The sequence below is a fragment of the Entomohabitans teleogrylli genome (genome assembly GCF_001484765.1).
GTDB classification, from domain to species: domain Bacteria; phylum Pseudomonadota; class Gammaproteobacteria; order Enterobacterales; family Enterobacteriaceae; genus Entomohabitans; species Entomohabitans teleogrylli.
This window is the reverse complement of sequence record NZ_LLXO01000007.1, coordinates 185201-202738: the sequence shown is the minus strand read 5'-3', so window position 1 is coordinate 202738 and position 17538 is coordinate 185201. Positions and strand designations below refer to the sequence as shown.

14 protein-coding genes are annotated in these 17538 nt (G+C 55.5%); 7 read left to right on the top strand and 7 right to left on the bottom strand.

What is annotated here, in order from left to right; all coding sequences use genetic code 11:
- The first annotated feature begins 1 nt into the window (after position 1).
- On the top strand, positions 2-610 hold the full coding sequence (caiE, locus tag AQ981_RS13590; protein WP_058912276.1) for a carnitine operon protein CaiE: 609 nt from the start codon (positions 2-4) through the stop codon (positions 608-610).
- Positions 611-744: 134 nt separating this feature from the next.
- Here caiE and caiF read toward each other — a convergent pair whose 3' ends face one another.
- From caiF to pdhR, 5 genes are all read right to left on the bottom strand, one after another.
- Entirely contained in the window at positions 745-1140 is a 396-nt protein-coding gene (gene caiF / locus AQ981_RS13585; RefSeq protein ID WP_058912380.1) for a carnitine metabolism transcriptional regulator CaiF, read from the bottom strand.
- A gap of 277 nt (positions 1141-1417) precedes the next feature.
- Entirely contained in the window at positions 1418-2842 is a 1425-nt protein-coding gene (gene lpdA / locus AQ981_RS13580; RefSeq protein ID WP_058912379.1) for a dihydrolipoyl dehydrogenase, read from the bottom strand.
- A gap of 323 nt (positions 2843-3165) precedes the next feature.
- Entirely contained in the window at positions 3166-5043 is a 1878-nt protein-coding gene (aceF, locus tag AQ981_RS13575) for a pyruvate dehydrogenase complex dihydrolipoyllysine-residue acetyltransferase (protein ID WP_058912275.1), read from the bottom strand.
- Between the two features lie 14 nt (positions 5044-5057).
- A complete protein-coding gene (aceE, locus tag AQ981_RS13570; RefSeq protein ID WP_058912274.1) occupies positions 5058-7721 on the bottom strand; it encodes a pyruvate dehydrogenase (acetyl-transferring), homodimeric type in 2664 nt (887 codons plus the stop codon).
- Positions 7722-7900: 179 nt separating this feature from the next.
- Positions 7901-8665 (bottom strand): pyruvate dehydrogenase complex transcriptional repressor PdhR, encoded by a 765-nt coding sequence (pdhR, locus tag AQ981_RS13565; protein WP_058912273.1) that lies wholly within the window; start codon positions 8663-8665, stop codon positions 7901-7903.
- Between the two features lie 538 nt (positions 8666-9203).
- Between pdhR and aroP the strand changes: the two genes are divergently transcribed.
- From aroP to AQ981_RS13550, 3 genes are all read left to right on the top strand, one after another.
- Complete coding sequence (aroP, locus tag AQ981_RS13560; protein ID WP_058912272.1) at positions 9204-10574, top strand: aromatic amino acid transporter AroP; 1371 nt, start codon at positions 9204-9206, stop codon at positions 10572-10574.
- A gap of 163 nt (positions 10575-10737) precedes the next feature.
- The gene (locus AQ981_RS13555) at positions 10738-12138 is read left to right on the top strand and encodes a glycoside-pentoside-hexuronide (GPH):cation symporter (protein WP_058912271.1); all 1401 of its coding nucleotides are present in this window, start codon (positions 10738-10740) and stop codon (positions 12136-12138) included.
- Positions 12139-12148: 10 nt separating this feature from the next.
- Positions 12149-13102 (top strand): glycoside hydrolase family 43 protein, encoded by a 954-nt coding sequence (locus AQ981_RS13550; protein ID WP_058912270.1) that lies wholly within the window; start codon positions 12149-12151, stop codon positions 13100-13102.
- A 15-nt stretch (positions 13103-13117) separates the two neighbouring features.
- On the opposite strand, the gene ampE is transcribed toward AQ981_RS13550, so the two are convergent.
- Positions 13118-13972, bottom strand: a complete 855-nt coding sequence (gene ampE, locus AQ981_RS13545) for a beta-lactamase regulator AmpE (protein ID WP_058912269.1) — start codon at positions 13970-13972, stop codon at positions 13118-13120.
- Positions 13969-14532, bottom strand: a complete 564-nt coding sequence (gene ampD, locus AQ981_RS13540) for a 1,6-anhydro-N-acetylmuramyl-L-alanine amidase AmpD (protein ID WP_058912268.1) — start codon at positions 14530-14532, stop codon at positions 13969-13971. Before ampD ends, ampE begins: the two co-directional genes overlap by 4 nt.
- A gap of 87 nt (positions 14533-14619) precedes the next feature.
- Between ampD and nadC the strand changes: the two genes are divergently transcribed.
- From nadC to gspE, 3 genes are all read left to right on the top strand, one after another.
- Positions 14620-15510: a carboxylating nicotinate-nucleotide diphosphorylase gene (nadC, locus tag AQ981_RS13535; RefSeq protein WP_058912378.1), complete on the top strand. Its 891-nt coding sequence runs from the start codon at positions 14620-14622 to the stop codon at positions 15508-15510.
- Positions 15511-15689: 179 nt separating this feature from the next.
- Positions 15690-16124, top strand: coding sequence for a prepilin peptidase-dependent pilin (ppdD, locus tag AQ981_RS13530; RefSeq protein ID WP_058912267.1), 435 nt, complete (start codon positions 15690-15692; stop codon positions 16122-16124).
- Between the two features lie 9 nt (positions 16125-16133).
- A complete protein-coding gene (gene gspE, locus AQ981_RS13525; RefSeq protein WP_058912266.1) occupies positions 16134-17507 on the top strand; it encodes a type II secretion system protein GspE in 1374 nt (457 codons plus the stop codon).
- Positions 17508-17538 lie beyond the last annotated feature (31 nt).

The window sequence follows — 17538 nt, the reverse complement described above, 5'->3', positions numbered from 1 at the left end:
AGTGAGTTACTATTCATTTGAAGGTTTAAGGCCGGTAGTGCATCCGGATGCCTGGGTGCATCCGTGCGCGGTAATAACGGGGGATGTCATTATTGGCCCCGGTGTTTACATTGGCCCCCATGCGTCGCTGCGCGGCGATTATGGCCGGCTGATTATCGAGGCCGGCGCAAATATTCAGGACGGCTGCATTATGCACGGTTACTGCGATATCGATACCATCGTGCGTGAATCCGGACATATCGGACATGGCGCAATTTTGCACGGCTGCATCATCGGGCGCGACGCGCTCATCGGTATGAACAGTGTCATAATGGATGGCGCCGTTATTGGCGAGGAAAGTATTGTCGCGGCCATGAGTTTTATTAAAGCAGGATTTACCGGTACCCGCAGACAACTGTTGGTCGGCTCTCCGGCCAGATATATACGGGATGTTTCTGACGAAGAATTAGGCTGGAAACAACTGAATACCCGGGAATATCAGGATCTGGCGATTCGCTGCCAGCGCTCACTGCGCGAGACAACGCCGCTCGCGGAGCCTGAAGATAACCGCCCCCGCTTGCGCGGAACCACCGATGTCAGGCCGAAGAATCAACGCAATAAAGACCCGTAATACGCCAGGCAGCCTCAGGGCAGTATGGCGGTGCGACTTATCAGAACATGAGCTGGAACATCAACGCATTAATTTTCCCCGTGACCGGCAAAGCCTGAAAACCTCGCCTGGCAACCTCAGAGACAAGGAGCGCATTAGCGCCGCTGGGTTTTAGATAACATCCACTGCCATTTTTGTTGCGGATCCAGTTCAACCGGCGGCACCGTCGCCAGACGCGAAGTGTGCCCACGCAGGTTTTCTTTATCCTTGCTACTGGCTTTTAGCCGGGAATAGAGCTGCTTATCGATATGCTTCACCTGCACCAGACGCTGGCACTGACACCCTCTCCCTGCCAGTTGGTTCGGAATCGTTTGAGTTTCACACTCGATTTCATCCACCTCAGAGAGAATATAAGAGACCGTATTAATGGCCTTACAGTGGGGAATATCGAATTGCCCGGCGATCTCTTTTGCGCTCACCTGGCGATTCTGCGCCAGAATCCACTCCGCTATTAACAAATACTGTGGTTTATCAATATCGTTGTCGCTCATAGCTACCTCTTTTTGACCCGTCAGCCGCTGTTTAGCCGTGTTGTTGACGTCAATCCCTGTGGCCTGATAAATGATGAACGTCCCCAATACCTCGCTCATACTATGACAGGCAAGGTTTCAGATATCTCGATCTGGTCAAGGGAACAGAACTTTATCCGGGATAACTGGCGGGCAGCCAGATGTCACGGGCGCCGCTGTAGCGGGCTGGCGGGGTAGTTTGCGGACAGTGATAAAAAAACGCCTCCACAGCGGGAGGCGTTCAGTATGCAGAGAAAAATTACTTCTTCTTCGCTTTCGGGTTCGGCAGGTCGGTGATGCTGCCTTCGAACACTTCCGCCGCCAGGCCCACGGACTCGTGCAGGGTCGGGTGAGCGTGGATGGTCAGCGCGATGTCTTCAGCGTCGCAACCCATTTCGATAGCCAGACCGATTTCACCCAGCAGCTCGCCGCCGTTGGTACCGACAATCGCACCACCGATTACGCGGTGAGTCTCTTTGTCGAAAATCAGTTTGGTCATACCGTCTGCGCAGTCGGAAGCGATAGCGCGGCCGGAAGCCGCCCACGGGAAGGTGGCGGTCTCAAAACTAATGCCTTTCTCTTTCGCTTCTTTCTCAGTCAGACCTACCCATGCCACTTCCGGCTCGGTGTAGGCGATAGACGGGATCACTTTCGGGTCGAAGTAGTGTTTCATACCGGCGATAACTTCGGCGGCAACGTGACCTTCGTGCACGCCTTTGTGCGCCAGCATCGGCTGACCGACGATATCGCCGATAGCAAAGATGTGCGGCACGTTGGTGCGCAGCTGTTTGTCTACACGGATGAAGCCACGGTCATCAACTTCTACGCCCGCTTTACCTGCGTCGAGGTTTTTACCGTTCGGCACACGGCCGATAGCCACCAGCACGGCGTCGTAACGCTGTGCTTCAGCAGGCGCCTTCTTGCCTTCCATGGAAACATAGATACCGTCTTCTTTGGCTTCAACGGCGGTCACTTTAGTTTCCAGCATCAGGTTGAATTTCTTGCTGATGCGCTTGGTAAAGACTTTCACAACATCTTTATCGGCAGCCGGGATCACCTGGTCGAACATTTCCACCACATCGATCTCTGAACCCAGCGCGTGGTATACGGTACCCATTTCCAGACCGATGATCCCGCCGCCCATCACCAGCATGCGTTTCGGAACCGATTTCAGCTCCAGCGCATCGGTAGAATCCCAGACGCGCGGATCTTCGTGCGGAATAAACGGCAACTGGATCGGACGGGAACCCGCCGCGATGATCGCGTTATCAAAGTTGATCACGGTTTTGCCGTTTTCGCCTTCCACTTCAATGGTGTTAGCGCCGGTAAATTTGCCGTAGCCGTTAACAACTTTCACTTTACGGCCTTTCGCCATCCCCGCCAGACCGCCGGTCAGTTGCGTGATGACTTTCTCTTTCCAGGTACGAATCTTATCGATGTCGGTTTTCGGCTCGCCGAACACGATACCGTGCTCTGCCAGCGCTTTGGCTTCTTCGATAACTTTCGCAACGTGCAATAATGCTTTTGAAGGGATACAGCCGACGTTCAGACAAACGCCGCCGAGGGTGTTGTAACGCTCTACCAGGACGGTTTCCAGACCTAAATCAGCGCAACGGAAGGCAGCAGAATAACCTGCCGGGCCTGCCCCAAGTACCACGACCTGAGTTTTAATTTCAGTACTCATCATGACCTCTTAATTTTTTTCCGGCGGCCATACCCGTCGTCTTTCAGACCGCAGCAGCGTTGGCTTCACGCCTTCTCCCCGGTTGCTTACTTCAGTAAGCGAGGAGGTTCCTGCGTTTGCCGCCTTGCTGCACCCAGAAATCCATAGGGTATTATTTTCATTAATACCCCTCATCCACCGGGTCGTTTTATCCGCCCGTATTTTACAAAATTGTTAACAATTTTGAAACAACAAAACGGCAACGATTTCTCTTTGGCGCCCGCAACCTCACCGACCGCATGAGATTACCAGAAAAAAGCCGGCCGTCAGGCCGGCTTTTTCACTTACATCACCAGGCGGCGAATGTCGCTCAGTGTGTTGTTGATAATGGTGATAAAGCGCGCACCATCAGCACCGTCAATCACGCGGTGGTCAAAGGACAGCGAGATAGGCATCATCAGACGCGGCATGAACTCTTTGCCATTCCACACCGGCTCCATAGAGGATTTGGAGACCCCGAGAATCGCCACTTCCGGCGCATTCACAATCGGCGCAAAGTGGGTAGTGCCCAGACCGCCGATGCTGGAGATGGTGAAACAGCCACCCTGCATTTCGCCGGCAGTCAGCTTGCCATCACGCGCTTTTTTGGAGATGGTCATCAGCTCACGGGACAGTTCAATGATGCCTTTCTTGTTCACATCTTTGAATACCGGAACCACCAGACCATTCGGGGTATCCACCGCCACACCGATATTGATGTATTTTTTCAGCGTCAGACGCTGGCCGTCTTCGGACAGCGAACTGTTGAAGCGCGGCATCTGCTCCAGAGCCGCGGCAACGGCTTTCATAATGAAGACCACTGGCGTGATTTTCACATCCAGCTTACGTTTCTCGGCTTCGGCGTTCTGCTGTTTGCGGAACGCTTCCAGATCGGTGATATCGGTTTTGTCGAAGTGGGTAACGTGCGGGATCATCACCCAGTTACGGCTCAGGTTAGCGCCAGAGATTTTCTGGATACGCCCCAGTTCCACTTCTTCGATTTCGCCGAACTTGCTGAAGTCCACTTTCGGCCACGGCAGCAGACCCGGCAGAGAACCGCCGGTCGCTCCTGCGGCAGGTGCGGATTCGGCGCGCTTAACGGCGTCTTTCACGTACGCCTGAACGTCTTCGCGCAGGATACGACCTTTACGGCCGCTGCCTTTCACTTTCGCCAGGTTAACGCCGAACTCGCGCGCCAGGCGGCGGATCAGCGGGGTGGCGTGAACATAAGCGTCGTTTTCCGCGAACTCCGATTTGCCTTCCGCTTTAGTGGCAGGGGCGGCAGCCGGTTTCTCGGCTTTCGCAGCCGGTGCTGCCGCTTCCTGCTTAGCGGGAGCCGCGGCAGGCGCTGCGCCTTCAACTTCGAAGACCATGATCAGCGACCCGGTTTTCACTTTGTCGCCAGTGCTGATTTTGATCTCTTTCACGGTACCCGCGAACGGCGCCGGCACTTCCATAGAGGCTTTGTCGCCTTCCACGGTGATCAGCGACTGCTCCGCAGCAACGTTGTCACCCACTTTGACCATCACTTCGGTCACTTCAACTTCATCGCCGCCGATGTCCGGTACGTTAACGTCTTTCGCGCCGGATGCTGCCGGAGCCGCTGCTGCCGGATCCGCTTCCGCTTTGGCCGGAGCCGCAGCGCCTGCTTCACCCGCCACTTCGAAGACCATGATCAGCGAGCCGGTAGACACTTTATCGCCGGTGTTCACTTTGATCTCTTTCACGGTGCCGGCGAACGGCGCCGGCACTTCCATAGAGGCTTTGTCGCCCTCTACGGTAATCAGCGACTGTTCAGCCGCCACGGTGTCGCCCACTTTGACCATGACTTCGGTAACTTCAACTTCGTCGCCGCCGATATCCGGTACGTGAACGTCTTTCGCTGCTGCAGCCGCAGGAGCCGCTGCTTTCTTCTCTTCTGCCTTAGCAGGCGCAGCATCAGCTGCGCCATCGGCAGAATCGAAAATCATGATCAGTTTGCCTGTCTCGGTTTTATCGCCAACAGAGACTTTGATCTCTTTAACGATGCCAGCCTGAGGAGACGGGACTTCCATAGAGGCTTTATCGCCTTCTACGGTGATCAGCGACTGTTCAGCTTCAACTTTGTCGCCTGGTTTGACCAGGATCTCGGTGATTTCAACTTCATCAGCCCCGATGTCCGGTACTTTGATTTCGATAGCCATTATTCTTTTACCTCTTACGCCAGACGCGGGTTAACTTTTTCTGCATCGATGTTGAATTTGGTAATTGCATCCGCAACCACTTTCTTATCGATTTCACCACGTTTAGCCAGTTCGCCCAGCGCCGCTACCACCACATAGGAAGCATCAACTTCGAAGTGGTGACGCAGGTTTTCACGGCTGTCGGAACGACCGAAGCCATCAGTACCCAGTACGCGGTAGTCATCAGCCGGTACGTAAGTACGAACCTGCTCAGCGAACAGTTTCATATAGTCAGTAGATGCAACTGCCGGAGCGTCGTTCATCACCTGGGCGATGTACGGCACGCGCGGGGTTTCCAGCGGGTGCAGCATGTTCCAGCGTTCGCAATCCTGGCCATCACGCGCCAGCTCGGTGAAGGAAGTCACGCTATACACGTCAGAACCTACGCCGTAGTCTTTCGCTAGGATATCTGCCGCTTCACGGACGTGACGCAGGATAGAACCGGAGCCCAGCAGCTGAACTTTACCTTTGCTACCTTCAATGGTTTCGAGTTTGTAGATACCTTTACGGATACCTTCCTCGGCACCTTCCGGCATTGCCGGCATGTGGTAGTTTTCGTTCAGGGTGGTGATGTAGTAGTAAACGTTCTCTTGTTTCTCACCGTACATGCGCTCCAGACCATCATGCATGATGACCGCCACTTCGTACGCATAAGACGGATCGTAAGAGATGCAGTTCGGGATAGTCAGCGACTGAATATGGCTGTGACCATCTTCGTGCTGCAGACCTTCGCCGTTCAGGGTAGTACGACCTGAAGTACCGCCAATCAGGAAGCCGCGCGCCTGCTGGTCGCCAGCCTGCCAGCACAGATCGCCAATACGCTGGAACCCGAACATCGAGTAGTAGATGTAGAACGGGATCATCGGCAGGTCGTTGGTGCTGTAAGAGGTCGCCGCAGCCAGCCAGGACGCGCCGGCGCCCAGTTCGTTGATCCCTTCCTGCAGAATCTGGCCTTTCTCGTCTTCTTTGTAGTAGGCAACCTGCTCACGGTCCTGCGGGGTGTACTGCTGGCCGTTCGGGCTGTAGATACCAATCTGACGGAACAGACCTTCCATACCGAAGGTACGCGCTTCGTCGGCGATGATCGGCACCAGCCTGTCTTTGATCGACTTGTTCTTCAGCATCACGTTCAGGGCACGAACGAAAGCGATGGTGGTAGAAATCTCTTTGTTCTGCTCTTCCAGCAGCGGTGCGAAATCTTCCAGGGTCGGCAGTTCCAGCTTCTCAGAGAAGTGGGTCTGACGGCTCGGCAGGTAACCGTGCAGTTTCTGACGCTGTGCGTGCAGATACGTATGCTCTGGAGAACCTTCCGGGAAGGTCAGGTAAGAGAGGTTTTCAACCTGCTCGTCGCTGACCGGAACATTGAAGCGGTCGCGGATATAGCGCACGCCGTCCATGTTCATTTTCTTCACCTGGTGAGCGATGTTTTTACCTTCAGCGGTATCGCCCATGCCATAACCTTTAATGGTATGGGCCAGGATAACGGTCGCTTTACCTTTGGTTTCCTGCGCTTTTTTCAGGGCCGCGTAGACTTTCTTCGGATCGTGACCACCGCGGTTCAGCGCCCAGATCTGATCGTCGCTCCAGTCGGCAACCAGGGCCGCGGTTTCCGGATATTTACCGAAGAAGTGCTCACGCACGTAAGCGCCGTCTTTGGATTTGAAGGTCTGATAGTCGCCGTCGACGGTTTCGTTCATCAACTGGATCAGCTTACCGCTGGTGTCTTTACGCAGCAGCTCGTCCCAACGGGAACCCCACATGACCTTGATAACGTTCCAGCCAGCCCCGGCAAAGATGCCTTCCAGTTCGTTAACGATCTTGCCGTTACCAGTGACCGGGCCATCCAGACGCTGCAGGTTACAGTTGATAATAAAGACCAGGTTGTCCAGTTTCTCACGGGCGGCGATGGTAATCGCGCCTTTGGATTCCGGCTCATCCATCTCGCCGTCGCCGAGGAACGCGTACACGGTCTGCTCAGAGGTATCTTTCAGGCCACGGTGTTCCAGATATTTCAGGAATTTAGCCTGGTAGATAGCGCCAATCGGGCCAAGACCCATAGAAACGGTCGGGAACTGCCAGAACTCCGGCATCAGTTTCGGGTGCGGATAAGAAGACAGACCTTTACCGTGAACTTCCTGACGGAAATTGTTCATCTGTTCTTCGGTCAGACGGCCTTCAAGGAACGCGCGCGCGTAGATGCCCGGGGAGATATGGCCCTGGAAATACACCAGATCGCCGCCGTCTTTGTCGTTGCGCGCACGGAAGAAATGGTTAAAGCACACGTCGTAGATGGTGGCGGAAGACTGGAAGGAAGCCATGTGGCCGCCGAGCTCGAGGTCTTTTTTAGACGCCCGCAGCACGGTCATGATGGCGTTCCAGCGAATAGCAGAGCGAATTCGACGTTCGAGGTCCAGGTTACCCGGGTATTCCGGTTCATCTTCAACGGCAATCGTGTTGATGTAGTTACTGCTGCCTGCGCCGGCAGCGACTTTTACGCCACCTTTACGGGCTTCGCTCAGTAACTGATCGATCAGGAACTGGGCGCGTTCAACACCTTCTTCACGGATGACCGATTCGATCGCCTGGAGCCAGTCGCGAGTTTCGATCGGATCCACGTCATTCTGGAAACGTTCTGACATGGGGGTATTCCTTATCTATCTAATTCGTTGATTTATCTGGAACCTGTCCCATTGTACTTTTTGCCCCTGGTGTGGAACCCAAAGCACAATAAGACAGGTTCTACGTTTAGTTGCCGCGCTCTGAAATGGGCGCTTCATTTAGCGCATGATTCCGGCATTATCATTACCAGAAAACGCGCTTAGTCCTTGCGTTGCTGTAGGCGCCGTAACGAGCGCTCACGACGGCTCTGCTCACGGCTGCGGTCCAGCAATATTTCCTCTATAAAAGCCAGGTGACGGTGAGACGCCTGACGCGCCTTTTCCGGTTCCCCGGCAATAATCGCCTCAAAAATTCTGGAGCGATGGCTGCTCACAAGCGGGAGCATTTCCCGGCGTGCGTACAGCAATTCAAAATTCTGACGAACGTTCTGGGCCAGCATCGGCTCCATGCAGCGCAACAGATGCAACAGCACAACGTTGTGGGCCGCTTCTGTCACGGCGATTTGGTATTGCAGTACCGCGTTCGATTCGGCATCCAGATCGCCGGACTGTTGGGCGACTTCAATGGCCTGATGGAGTTCACGAATACGCTCGCGATCTTCTTCATTGCCGCGCAACGCGGCGTAATAAGCGGCGATACCCTCCAGCGCATGGCGGGTTTCCAGCAGATCAAACTGGGATTCGGGGTGGTCTGCCAGCAGTTCCACCAGCGGATCGCTGAGACTCTGCCATAAGTTGTTCTGGACGAAGGTGCCGCCGCCCTGACGACGTAATAATAGACCTTTGGCCTCAAGACGCTGGATAGCTTCTCTTAATGAGGGACGCGAAACGTCAAACTGTTTTGCCAGTTCACGCTCCGGCGGCAATTTTTCACCAGGGTGGAGAGTCCCTTCCAGGATAAGAAACTCCAGCTGCTGCTCAATCGCATCGGATAGTTTTGGTTGGCGGATTTTGCTGTAGGCCATGGATTCCTGTCTCTGCCATTCATCCGGAGTCAATTGGTCATACCAATTTCATGTTCGTGACGCTAAAGTAACAAAGTATTCACCTCCTGTCCATATTGGTTTTGACGGAAATCATTAAAGCGGGCACTTTTTAACAACATTACAGAAATAACATTTCAAAAATGTAACTTTGCACAAATGCTGTATTTACCTGCTCAATTCCCGATTTAACGTTTATTAAACCATCGCTATTGCAATATGAACCGATTCACCACCCGACAAAGTGAATATAAATTCAGAATAAAAGAATAAAAAACAAAAGAGGATTAAATCAGGACACAGAGAAAATGTTGACGGGTGACGACTTTTTACTCAGGTGTGCTGTTCACACCAAGAAATGTGGTGCATTGCAGGCCACATACCACTATTCTCTTCCCAGCGGTAGTACACACTGCCAATTTTACCATAATAAATCGTAAACATAATTATACAGATTACGGAATAACCATCTTACACACACCTGTACAGGGTAAGTGTCTGCCACATACGAGGTTTGAGAATGGAAGGTCAACAGCACGGTGAGATGCTGAAGCGCGGCCTTAAAAACCGCCATATTCAGTTGATTGCCCTGGGTGGAGCAATAGGTACGGGCCTGTTTCTGGGAAGCGCATCCGTGATTCAGTCCGCGGGGCCGGGGATCCTTCTCGGTTACGCTGTCGCCGGCTTTATCGCTTTTATGATCATGCGCCAGTTGGGCGAAATGGTGGTCGAAGAGCCGGTTGCCGGTTCATTCAGCCACTTCGCTTATAAATACTGGAACGGCTTTGCTGGTTTTGCTTCCGGTTGGAACTATTGGGTGCTGTACGTGCTGGTGGCGATGGCGGAACTCACCGCAGTGGGGAAATATATCCAGTTCTGGTATCCGGAGATCCCGACATGGCTTTCTGCGGCAGCCTTCTTCGTCATCATCAACGCCATTAACCTCACCAACGTTAAAGTGTTTGGCGAGATGGAGTTCTGGTTCGCTATTATCAAAGTTATCGCGGTGGTGGCGATGATCCTGTTCGGCGGCTGGCTGCTTTTCAGCGGTAACGGCGGCCCGCAGGCGACCGTTCGTAACCTGTGGGAACAGGGCGGGTTCCTGCCCCACGGAATCACCGGACTGGTAATGATGATGGCGATCATTATGTTCTCGTTCGGCGGCCTTGAGCTGGTAGGGATCACCGCCGCCGAAGCCGATAACCCGGAAAAAAGCATCCCGAAAGCCACCAATCAGGTTATCTACCGTATCCTGATTTTCTATATCGGTTCGCTGGCCGTTCTGCTCTCCCTGCTGCCCTGGACGCGCGTGACCCCTGATACCAGTCCGTTTGTGTTGATCTTCCACGAACTGGGCGATACTTTCGTGGCCAATGCCCTGAATATCGTGGTACTGACGGCGGCGCTGTCGGTGTATAACAGCTGTGTTTACTGTAACAGCCGTATGCTGTTCGGCCTCGCCCAGCAGGGCAACGCGCCGAAAGCGCTGTTGTCTGTCGATAAGCGCGGCGTACCGGTAAATACCATTCTGGTTTCCGCGCTGGTGACCGCTCTGTGCGTTTTGATCAACTATATGGCGCCGCAGTCGGCGTTTGGCCTGTTGATGGCGCTGGTGGTCTCCGCGCTGGTGATTAACTGGGCGATGATTAGCCTTGCGCATATCAAGTTCCGCCGCGCCAAACAGCAGCAGGGGGTTACCACGCGCTTCCCGGCGCTGTTCTACCCGATTGGCAACTGGATCTGCCTGGTGTTTATGGCTGCGGTACTGGTGATCATGCTGATGACGCCTGGTATGGCGATCTCCGTCTGGCTGATCCCGGTCTGGCTGGTGATCCTCGGTATTGGTTACCTGGTGAAAGAGAAAAACGCCAAAGCCGCCAGCGCCTCTTAATACTTGCGCTCTGTGTCCATATTCGCGGACACAGAGCGATGTTATCTGTCTCACATTTTCCCGCCAACAGCCATTTTATCCATATCAGAGACTTTATATTGCAACGCATATATTGTCTGAACAGCCAATAATTCTCTCCATACCGTAACGCGGAGAGCTGTCGATGGAAAACCATAAACTATCGGTAAAAGAGAAGATTGGCTATGGGTTGGGTGACGCCGGATGTAATATCATTTTCGGCGCCATCATGTTGTTTGTTAACTATTTTTATACAGATATTTTTGGACTGGCCCCGGCGCTGGTCGGGGTTTTATTGCTTTCGGTGCGCGTTATTGACGCCGTTACCGACCCGATAATGGGCGCTATTGCCGATCGCACCCAAACCCGCTGGGGGCGATTTCGTCCATGGTTGTTGTGGATAGCCTTCCCGTTTGCCCTGTTCAGTGTGCTGATGTTTACCACCCCGAACTGGAGCTACGACAGCAAAGTTATCTATGCCTTCGTCACCTACTTTTTACTCTCCATCACCTATACCGCCATCAACATTCCCTACTGTTCGCTGGGGAGCGTTATCACCAACGATCCCAAAGAGCGGGTCGCCTGCCAGTCTTACCGCTTTGTAATGGTAGGCATCGCCACTCTGATCCTCTCCCTGACCCTGCTGCCGATGGCCGAATGGTTTGGCGGTGAAGACAAAGCGAAGGGCTACCAGATGGCAATGATGGTGCTGGCGTTTCTCGGCATGTGCATGTTCCTGGTCTGCTTCGCCACGGTGCGTGAGCGCGTCCGCCCGGCGGTACCGAGCCACGACGATCTGAAGGCCGACCTGCGCGATGTCTGGAAAAACGACCAGTGGGTGCGCATCCTGCTGCTGACCTTGTGTAACGTGTGCCCCGGGTTTATCCGCATGGCGGCCACCATGTACTACGTCACCTGGGTGATGCAACAGAGCACCAGCTTCGCCACGCTGTTTATCAGCCTTGGCGTCGTCGGTATGATGATTGGCAGCACGCTGGCGAAAGTCCTGACCGATCGCTGGTGCAAGCTGAAAGTCTTTTTCTGGACCAACATCGCACTGGCGATCTTCTCCTGCGCCTTTTATTTCTTCGACCCGCACGCCACGGTGATGATCGTGACGCTCTATTTCCTGCTCAACATTCTGCATCAGATCCCCTCGCCGCTGCACTGGTCGCTGATGGCGGACGTGGACGACTATGGCGAGTGGAAGACCGGCAAACGGATTACCGGCATCAGCTTTTCCGGCAATCTGTTTTTCCTCAAAGTCGGGCTGGCGGTTGCTGGCGCGATGGTCGGTTTCCTGCTCTCCTGGTACGGCTACGACGCCAGCGCCCCACAACAAAGCGCCAGCGCGATTAACGGCATCATGCTGCTGTTTACCGTCATTCCCGGCATTGGCTATTTAATTACCGCCGGCGTAGTGCGCCTGTTGAAAGTGGACCGCGAACTGATGACGCAAATCCAGGCCGACCTGGAAAAACGGCGCAGCAATTACCAGGAACTGAACGACTATCAGGAACAAAAAACCGCAGACGCGAAATCATAAGGAGCGCCCCATGCAGCAACCCGAATGGCCAAACCCGTTAATCGAACAGCGCGCTGATCCCTTCATTCTGCGCCACGGCGACCAGTACTACTTTATCGCCTCCGTGCCGGAATATGACCGGCTGGAAATCCGCCGGGCGCCGACAATCGCGGAGCTGCCACGGGCAACGCCAGTGGTCGTGTGGCGTAAACCAGACAGCGGCCCGCAGAGCCAGCTTATCTGGGCGCCGGAGCTGCACCATATCGACGGCAAGTGGTATATCTACTATGCGGCGACACACACCAAAGAGCTGAAAGAGAATATGTTTCAGCACCGGATGTTCGTGCTGGAGTGCGCCGACGCCGACCCGCTGACCGGTGTCTGGCGCGACAGGGGGAGGATTACCAGCCAGTTTGATACCTTCTCGCTGGACGCCACCACGTTCTCTCATCAGGGCAAACGCTGGTATCTGTGGGCCCAGAAAGCGCCGGATATTCCCGGAAACTCCAATCTGTACCTGGCGGAAATGGAAAATCCGTGGACCCTGAAAGGGGAACCAGTGATGCTGAGTAAACCAGAGTTTGACTGGGAATGTCGGGGATTTCTGGTAAATGAAGGCCCGGCGGTTATCCGCCACGGAAACCGCCTGTTTGTCAGCTACTCCGCCAGCGCCACCGACGAGAACTACTGCCTCGGGCTGCTGTGGATCGATCTGGATAAAGACCCGCGGGTGGCCGAAAACTGGCACAAATCACCGCATCCGGTATTTACCACCAGCTATGAAAACCAGCAGTTTGGCCCCGGCCATAATAGCTTTACCACCACCCCGGACGGCCAGGACGTGCTGGTCTACCATGCCCGTCCTTATACCGAAATCACCGGCGATCCGCTCTACGATCCTAACCGCCATACCCGGGTGAAAACTCTCGCCTGGAATGGCGACGGTATGCCGGATTTTGGTATACCGCCCGCCGATCGCTCCTGATGTCGCGGCGCCCGTTTACAGCAGGGCGCCGTAAATCGTCAGTACAGCGACCACCGCCACCATCACCATGGACACTTTCTTCGCCAGCGCCACGGCGATTTTTGGGGTCTCCAGCTTGTCGTCATGCACATCCCGCTCCAGCGAAAATTGCGCCAGGCCGGTCAACACCTGATACTGGCCGGTGTGACGATCTCCCAGCGAGGCAAACCACGCCGGCAGGGCTTTTTCGCCGTGGCCGAGCAGCGCATAGACCACCCCAGCCAGACGCACCGGGATCCAGTCCAGGAGATGTAAAATCGCATCCACCCCGGCGTGCAGCCGCTGTTGCGGCGTCCCATGACGAGCCAGCCAGCTCTGCCAGCCGCGCAGAAACGCATACCCCACCAGAGTCACCGGTCCCCAGCTTCCGCCGACGATAAACCAGAACAGCGGTGCCAGGTAAAAGCGGAAGTTAATCCACAGCAGCGCATTCTGCAGCTCGCGCAGAAATGCCCGCTGGTTGCAGTCCGGCGGTACGCCGTGAATCAACGTCAGCTCGCCAGACATCGCGTCACAAGCGTGAATATCATCCTGGGCCGCCGCTTTCAGGTACGCATGATAGTGCAGGCGCACTTCGCCGGCGCCAATACACAGCACGCCGACCAGAATCCAGAACACCAGCAGCGGGAGATTAAAAAACAACCCCTCCAGGGCCCGCTGGCACAGGTAAACCACCGCCATGGCGAGCACGGCCATCACCAGAGTGCGCAACAGGGAAAAACGGCTGGCGCGCTGGTAAATCCCCTCCAGGCGGTGATCCATCTGCCAGTGTTCACCGAGCTTAAACAGCCGCTCACAAGCCAAAACCAGCAATAGCGTAAATAGCGTCATGTTTTCTCCTTGTCGGACGGGCCCGCCACCAGCGCGCGGAACCGCGGCCAGTCAAACGCCGGCCCGGGATCGGTTTTCCGCTCGGGCGCAATATCGCAGTGGCCCGTCATATGGCTGGCTATCGCGGGATAAAAAGAGATAAGCAACCGGGTAATCCTCGCCAGTTGCTGATACTGAGCGTCGGTGTAGGCCAGCGTATCCGTGCCTTCCAGCTCAATACCGATTGAGAAATCATTACAGCGCTCACGCCCCTGATAACGGGAGATTCCGGCGTGCCAGGCGCGCTGATTAAAGGGGACATACTGCACAATCTCACCATCGCGGCGAATCAAACAGTGGGCGGAAACCCGCAGATGCGCTATACCAGCAAAAAAAGGATGCGCCTGTGGATCCAGCGTACCGTTGAACAGGGCATCAATCCACGGGCCGCCGAACTGGCCGGGAGGCAGGCTGATGTTATGCACCACCAGCAGCGACGGTGTTTCTCCCGGCGGACGTTCATCACAATGAGGCGAGGGCTGCCGACGAACGCCCGTCAGCCAACCATCTTCGAGCTGCATCTGGTCATCTCCTTTCTGTGGAACCTGGGGCTGCTTCAGAGTAGCATGTTTCAACCCTATACTTATCAGTCATTTCGGAGTTTTATTATGCAACCCCGCCGTTATAACCCCGACAGCAGACGCGATGCATTACTGGAACGCATTAGCCTGGACATTCCACTCATCGTATCCCAGGCGCTACGGGAAGACCTGGGCGGCGACATCAATCCGAAGCAGGACATTACCGCGCAGCTTCTCCCCGAAGACAGCGCGTCGCACGCCGTTATCATCACCCGCGAAGACGGCGTCTTTTGTGGCAAACGCTGGGTCGAGGAGGTCTTCATCCAGCTTGGCGGCGATGTGGCCATTGAATGGCTGGTTGACGACGGCGACGCCATCAAAGCGAACCAGCCCCTGTTCGAGCTGCGCGGCCCGTCGCGTATCCTGCTCACCGGCGAGCGCACTGCCCTGAACTTTGTGCAAACCCTCTCCGGCGTGGCCAGCGAAGTGCGCACCTATGTGGATCTTCTCAGTGGCACTAAAACGCGGCTGCTGGACACCCGCAAAACCCTGCCTGGACTGCGTAGCGCATTAAAATATGCGGTGCTGTGCGGCGGCGGCAGTAATCACCGCCTCGGCCTGTCGGACGCCTATCTGATTAAAGAGAATCACATCATTGCTTCCGGGTCGGTCAAACAGGCGGTGGAAAAAGCCTTCTGGTTACATCCGGAGGTGCCGGTTGAGGTGGAAGTCGAATCGCTTGACGAGCTGCAAGAAGCGCTGAGCGCCGGCGCCGACATCATCATGCTGGATAATTTCGATGTCGATCAGATGCGTGAAGCCGTGCGCGTTACCGATGGCAAAGCGCGCCTGGAAGTGTCCGGCAATGTCACTAAAGAAACGATCCGTGAGTATGCGCAAACCGGCGTGGACTATATTTCGGTCGGCGCCCTGACTAAACACATTCGCGCCCTCGACCTGTCGATGCGCTTTCGTTAATAGCTTACCGGGCAGCGCATCCGCTGCCCTTTCTCTTTGCGATCGCCGTCGCATCGCTCCCCTGACCGTCATGTAAACCGGTAAATATCCCGGAAGATGCCTTTCACGTTCTCTTTTTGCCTGTCGTTATCGGGGTATTTCTTTGCCAGAGTACCGCCACCAACCACAAGGAGAGCGTTATGAATAAACAACAGGGATTTACTTTAATCGAACTGATGATCGTCATTGGCATTGTTGCGATCCTCAGCGCCACCGGTATACCGGCCTACCAGAATTACCTGCGCAAAGCTGCGCTGACCGACGTTCTGCAAACGTTTGTACCTTACCGTACCGCCGTAGAGCTGTGCGCGCTGGAGCGCGGCGGGCTGGATAACTGCGATGCCGGTAGTAACGGGATCCCGGCGGTACAAACCACCCGCTACCTGTCTGCTATGACGGTCGCCAGAGGCGTGGTCACCCTCACCGGGCAGGAAAACCTCGCCGGGCTCACCATCACGCTAACCCCGCAGTGGAGTAATGCCGACGGGATTCAGGGCTGGAAACGCGAGTGCGCGATCGGCAGCGATGGCGCGCTGAAACAGGCCTGTGAAGACGTCTTCCGCTTCGCGCAATAAGGAGCCATGATGGATATCCCTGCCCTGAACCAGCTTTGCCGCCACTACCACGCTCTGCTGATCCACAGCGATGAGGAAAGTATCAGTATTGCGGTCGTCGGTGCGCCGCAGGAGGCATTGCTGGACGCCCTGCGCTTTACGGTTAACAAGCGTATCCACATTGAGTGCTGGTCTGAAGAGCGTCTGGAAAAAGCCTTCAACCAGCACAGCGCGCAGACCGCCGGGGATGATGCTCCGGTCACCGGGCAGGTGGATAACATTCTGACCCAGGCCGTTCAACGGCGGGCCTCGGATATCCATATTGAACCCGGCGCCGAAAACCTGAGCGTACGCCTGAGAATTGACGGTGTACTGCAACCCCTGCTGTCCCTGCCCGCCGAGCTGGCGGCAGGGATCGCCACCCGCCTTAAGGTCGCCGCCGAGCTGGATATCGCCGAGCGGCGCCTTCCCCAGGACGGGCAGTTCAGCCGCGAACTGGCGGAAAAATCCGTCACGTTTCGCATCTCCACGCTGCCCTGCTGTTATGGCGAGAAAATCGTACTGCGTCTTCAGGAGCAGGAGGCCAGGCCGCTGTCTCTCGCGGCGCTGGGTATGCCTCCGCATGCTCTGGAGGCTTATCGTCGGGCATTAGCCTGCCCGCAGGGGCTAATTCTGGTCACCGGCCCGACGGGCAGTGGCAAAACCATCACCCTTTACAGCGGGCTGAACGCCCTTAATACCCCGCAGGTCAACATTAGCAGTGTGGAAGACCCGGTTGAGATTGCGCTGCCCGGCATTAATCAAACCCGGGTCAATCCGCGGGCCGGTCTGGATTACCAGACAATATTGCGCGCCCTGCTGCGCCAGGATCCCGATGTGATCATGATCGGCGAGATCCGCGATCGTGAAACGGCTGAGATTGCCGTTAAAGCGGCGCAAACCGGGCATCTGGTACTGGCCACCCTGCATACCAACTCCACCACCGAAACCCTGATCCGCCTGCAACAGATGGGGATTTCCGGCTGGATGATTGCCTCCGCTCTGCGGCTTATCGTGGCGCAGCGCCTGGCGCGCCGGCTGTGCCCCCGCTGCCGCCGGCAATGCCCGGCGCAGGAAGACAATACAAGCAGCAGCGAAGGCGCACACCTGAACCACTGGCAGGCTGGAGGGTGCGAACATTGCTACTCCGGCTTTTATGGCCGTATTGCGCTGTTTGAAACCCTGATTATCGACGGTCCGTTAAAGCGCGCCATCGCCAGCGATGCCGGCGTGGCGGCTATCGAGTTGTTAGCTCAGGAACAGGGAATGGAAACGCTCCACCAGTGCGGGACACACGCTGTCGGGGAGGGGCTGACAACCCAGGAAGAATTGCTCAGGGTACTGGGGTACGGCGGCGGATACTAGCGCCTGCCAGCTCTTTCACCACCCGCTACGG

What these genes read in the sequence shown, in the direction of transcription:
- ppdD (WP_058912267.1), top strand. Translation starts at nt 15,690, where the DNA reads ATGAATAAACAACAGGGATTTACTTTAATCGAACTGATGATCGTCATT.
- pdhR (WP_058912273.1), bottom strand. Translation starts at nt 8,665, where the DNA reads ATGGCCTACAGCAAAATCCGCCAACCAAAACTATCCGATGCGATTGAG.
- aceF (WP_058912275.1), bottom strand. Translation starts at nt 5,043, where the DNA reads ATGGCTATCGAAATCAAAGTACCGGACATCGGGGCTGATGAAGTTGAA.
- ampE (WP_058912269.1), bottom strand. Translation starts at nt 13,972, where the DNA reads ATGACGCTATTTACGCTATTGCTGGTTTTGGCTTGTGAGCGGCTGTTT.
- aceE (WP_058912274.1), bottom strand. Translation starts at nt 7,721, where the DNA reads ATGTCAGAACGTTTCCAGAATGACGTGGATCCGATCGAAACTCGCGAC.
- lpdA (WP_058912379.1), bottom strand. Translation starts at nt 2,842, where the DNA reads ATGAGTACTGAAATTAAAACTCAGGTCGTGGTACTTGGGGCAGGCCCG.
- aroP (WP_058912272.1), top strand. Translation starts at nt 9,204, where the DNA reads ATGGAAGGTCAACAGCACGGTGAGATGCTGAAGCGCGGCCTTAAAAAC.
- nadC (WP_058912378.1), top strand. Translation starts at nt 14,620, where the DNA reads ATGCAACCCCGCCGTTATAACCCCGACAGCAGACGCGATGCATTACTG.
- ampD (WP_058912268.1), bottom strand. Translation starts at nt 14,532, where the DNA reads ATGCAGCTCGAAGATGGTTGGCTGACGGGCGTTCGTCGGCAGCCCTCG.
- caiF (WP_058912380.1), bottom strand. Translation starts at nt 1,140, where the DNA reads ATGAGCGACAACGATATTGATAAACCACAGTATTTGTTAATAGCGGAG.
- AQ981_RS13550 (WP_058912270.1), top strand. Translation starts at nt 12,149, where the DNA reads ATGCAGCAACCCGAATGGCCAAACCCGTTAATCGAACAGCGCGCTGAT.
- AQ981_RS13555 (WP_058912271.1), top strand. Translation starts at nt 10,738, where the DNA reads ATGGAAAACCATAAACTATCGGTAAAAGAGAAGATTGGCTATGGGTTG.
- gspE (WP_058912266.1), top strand. Translation starts at nt 16,134, where the DNA reads ATGGATATCCCTGCCCTGAACCAGCTTTGCCGCCACTACCACGCTCTG.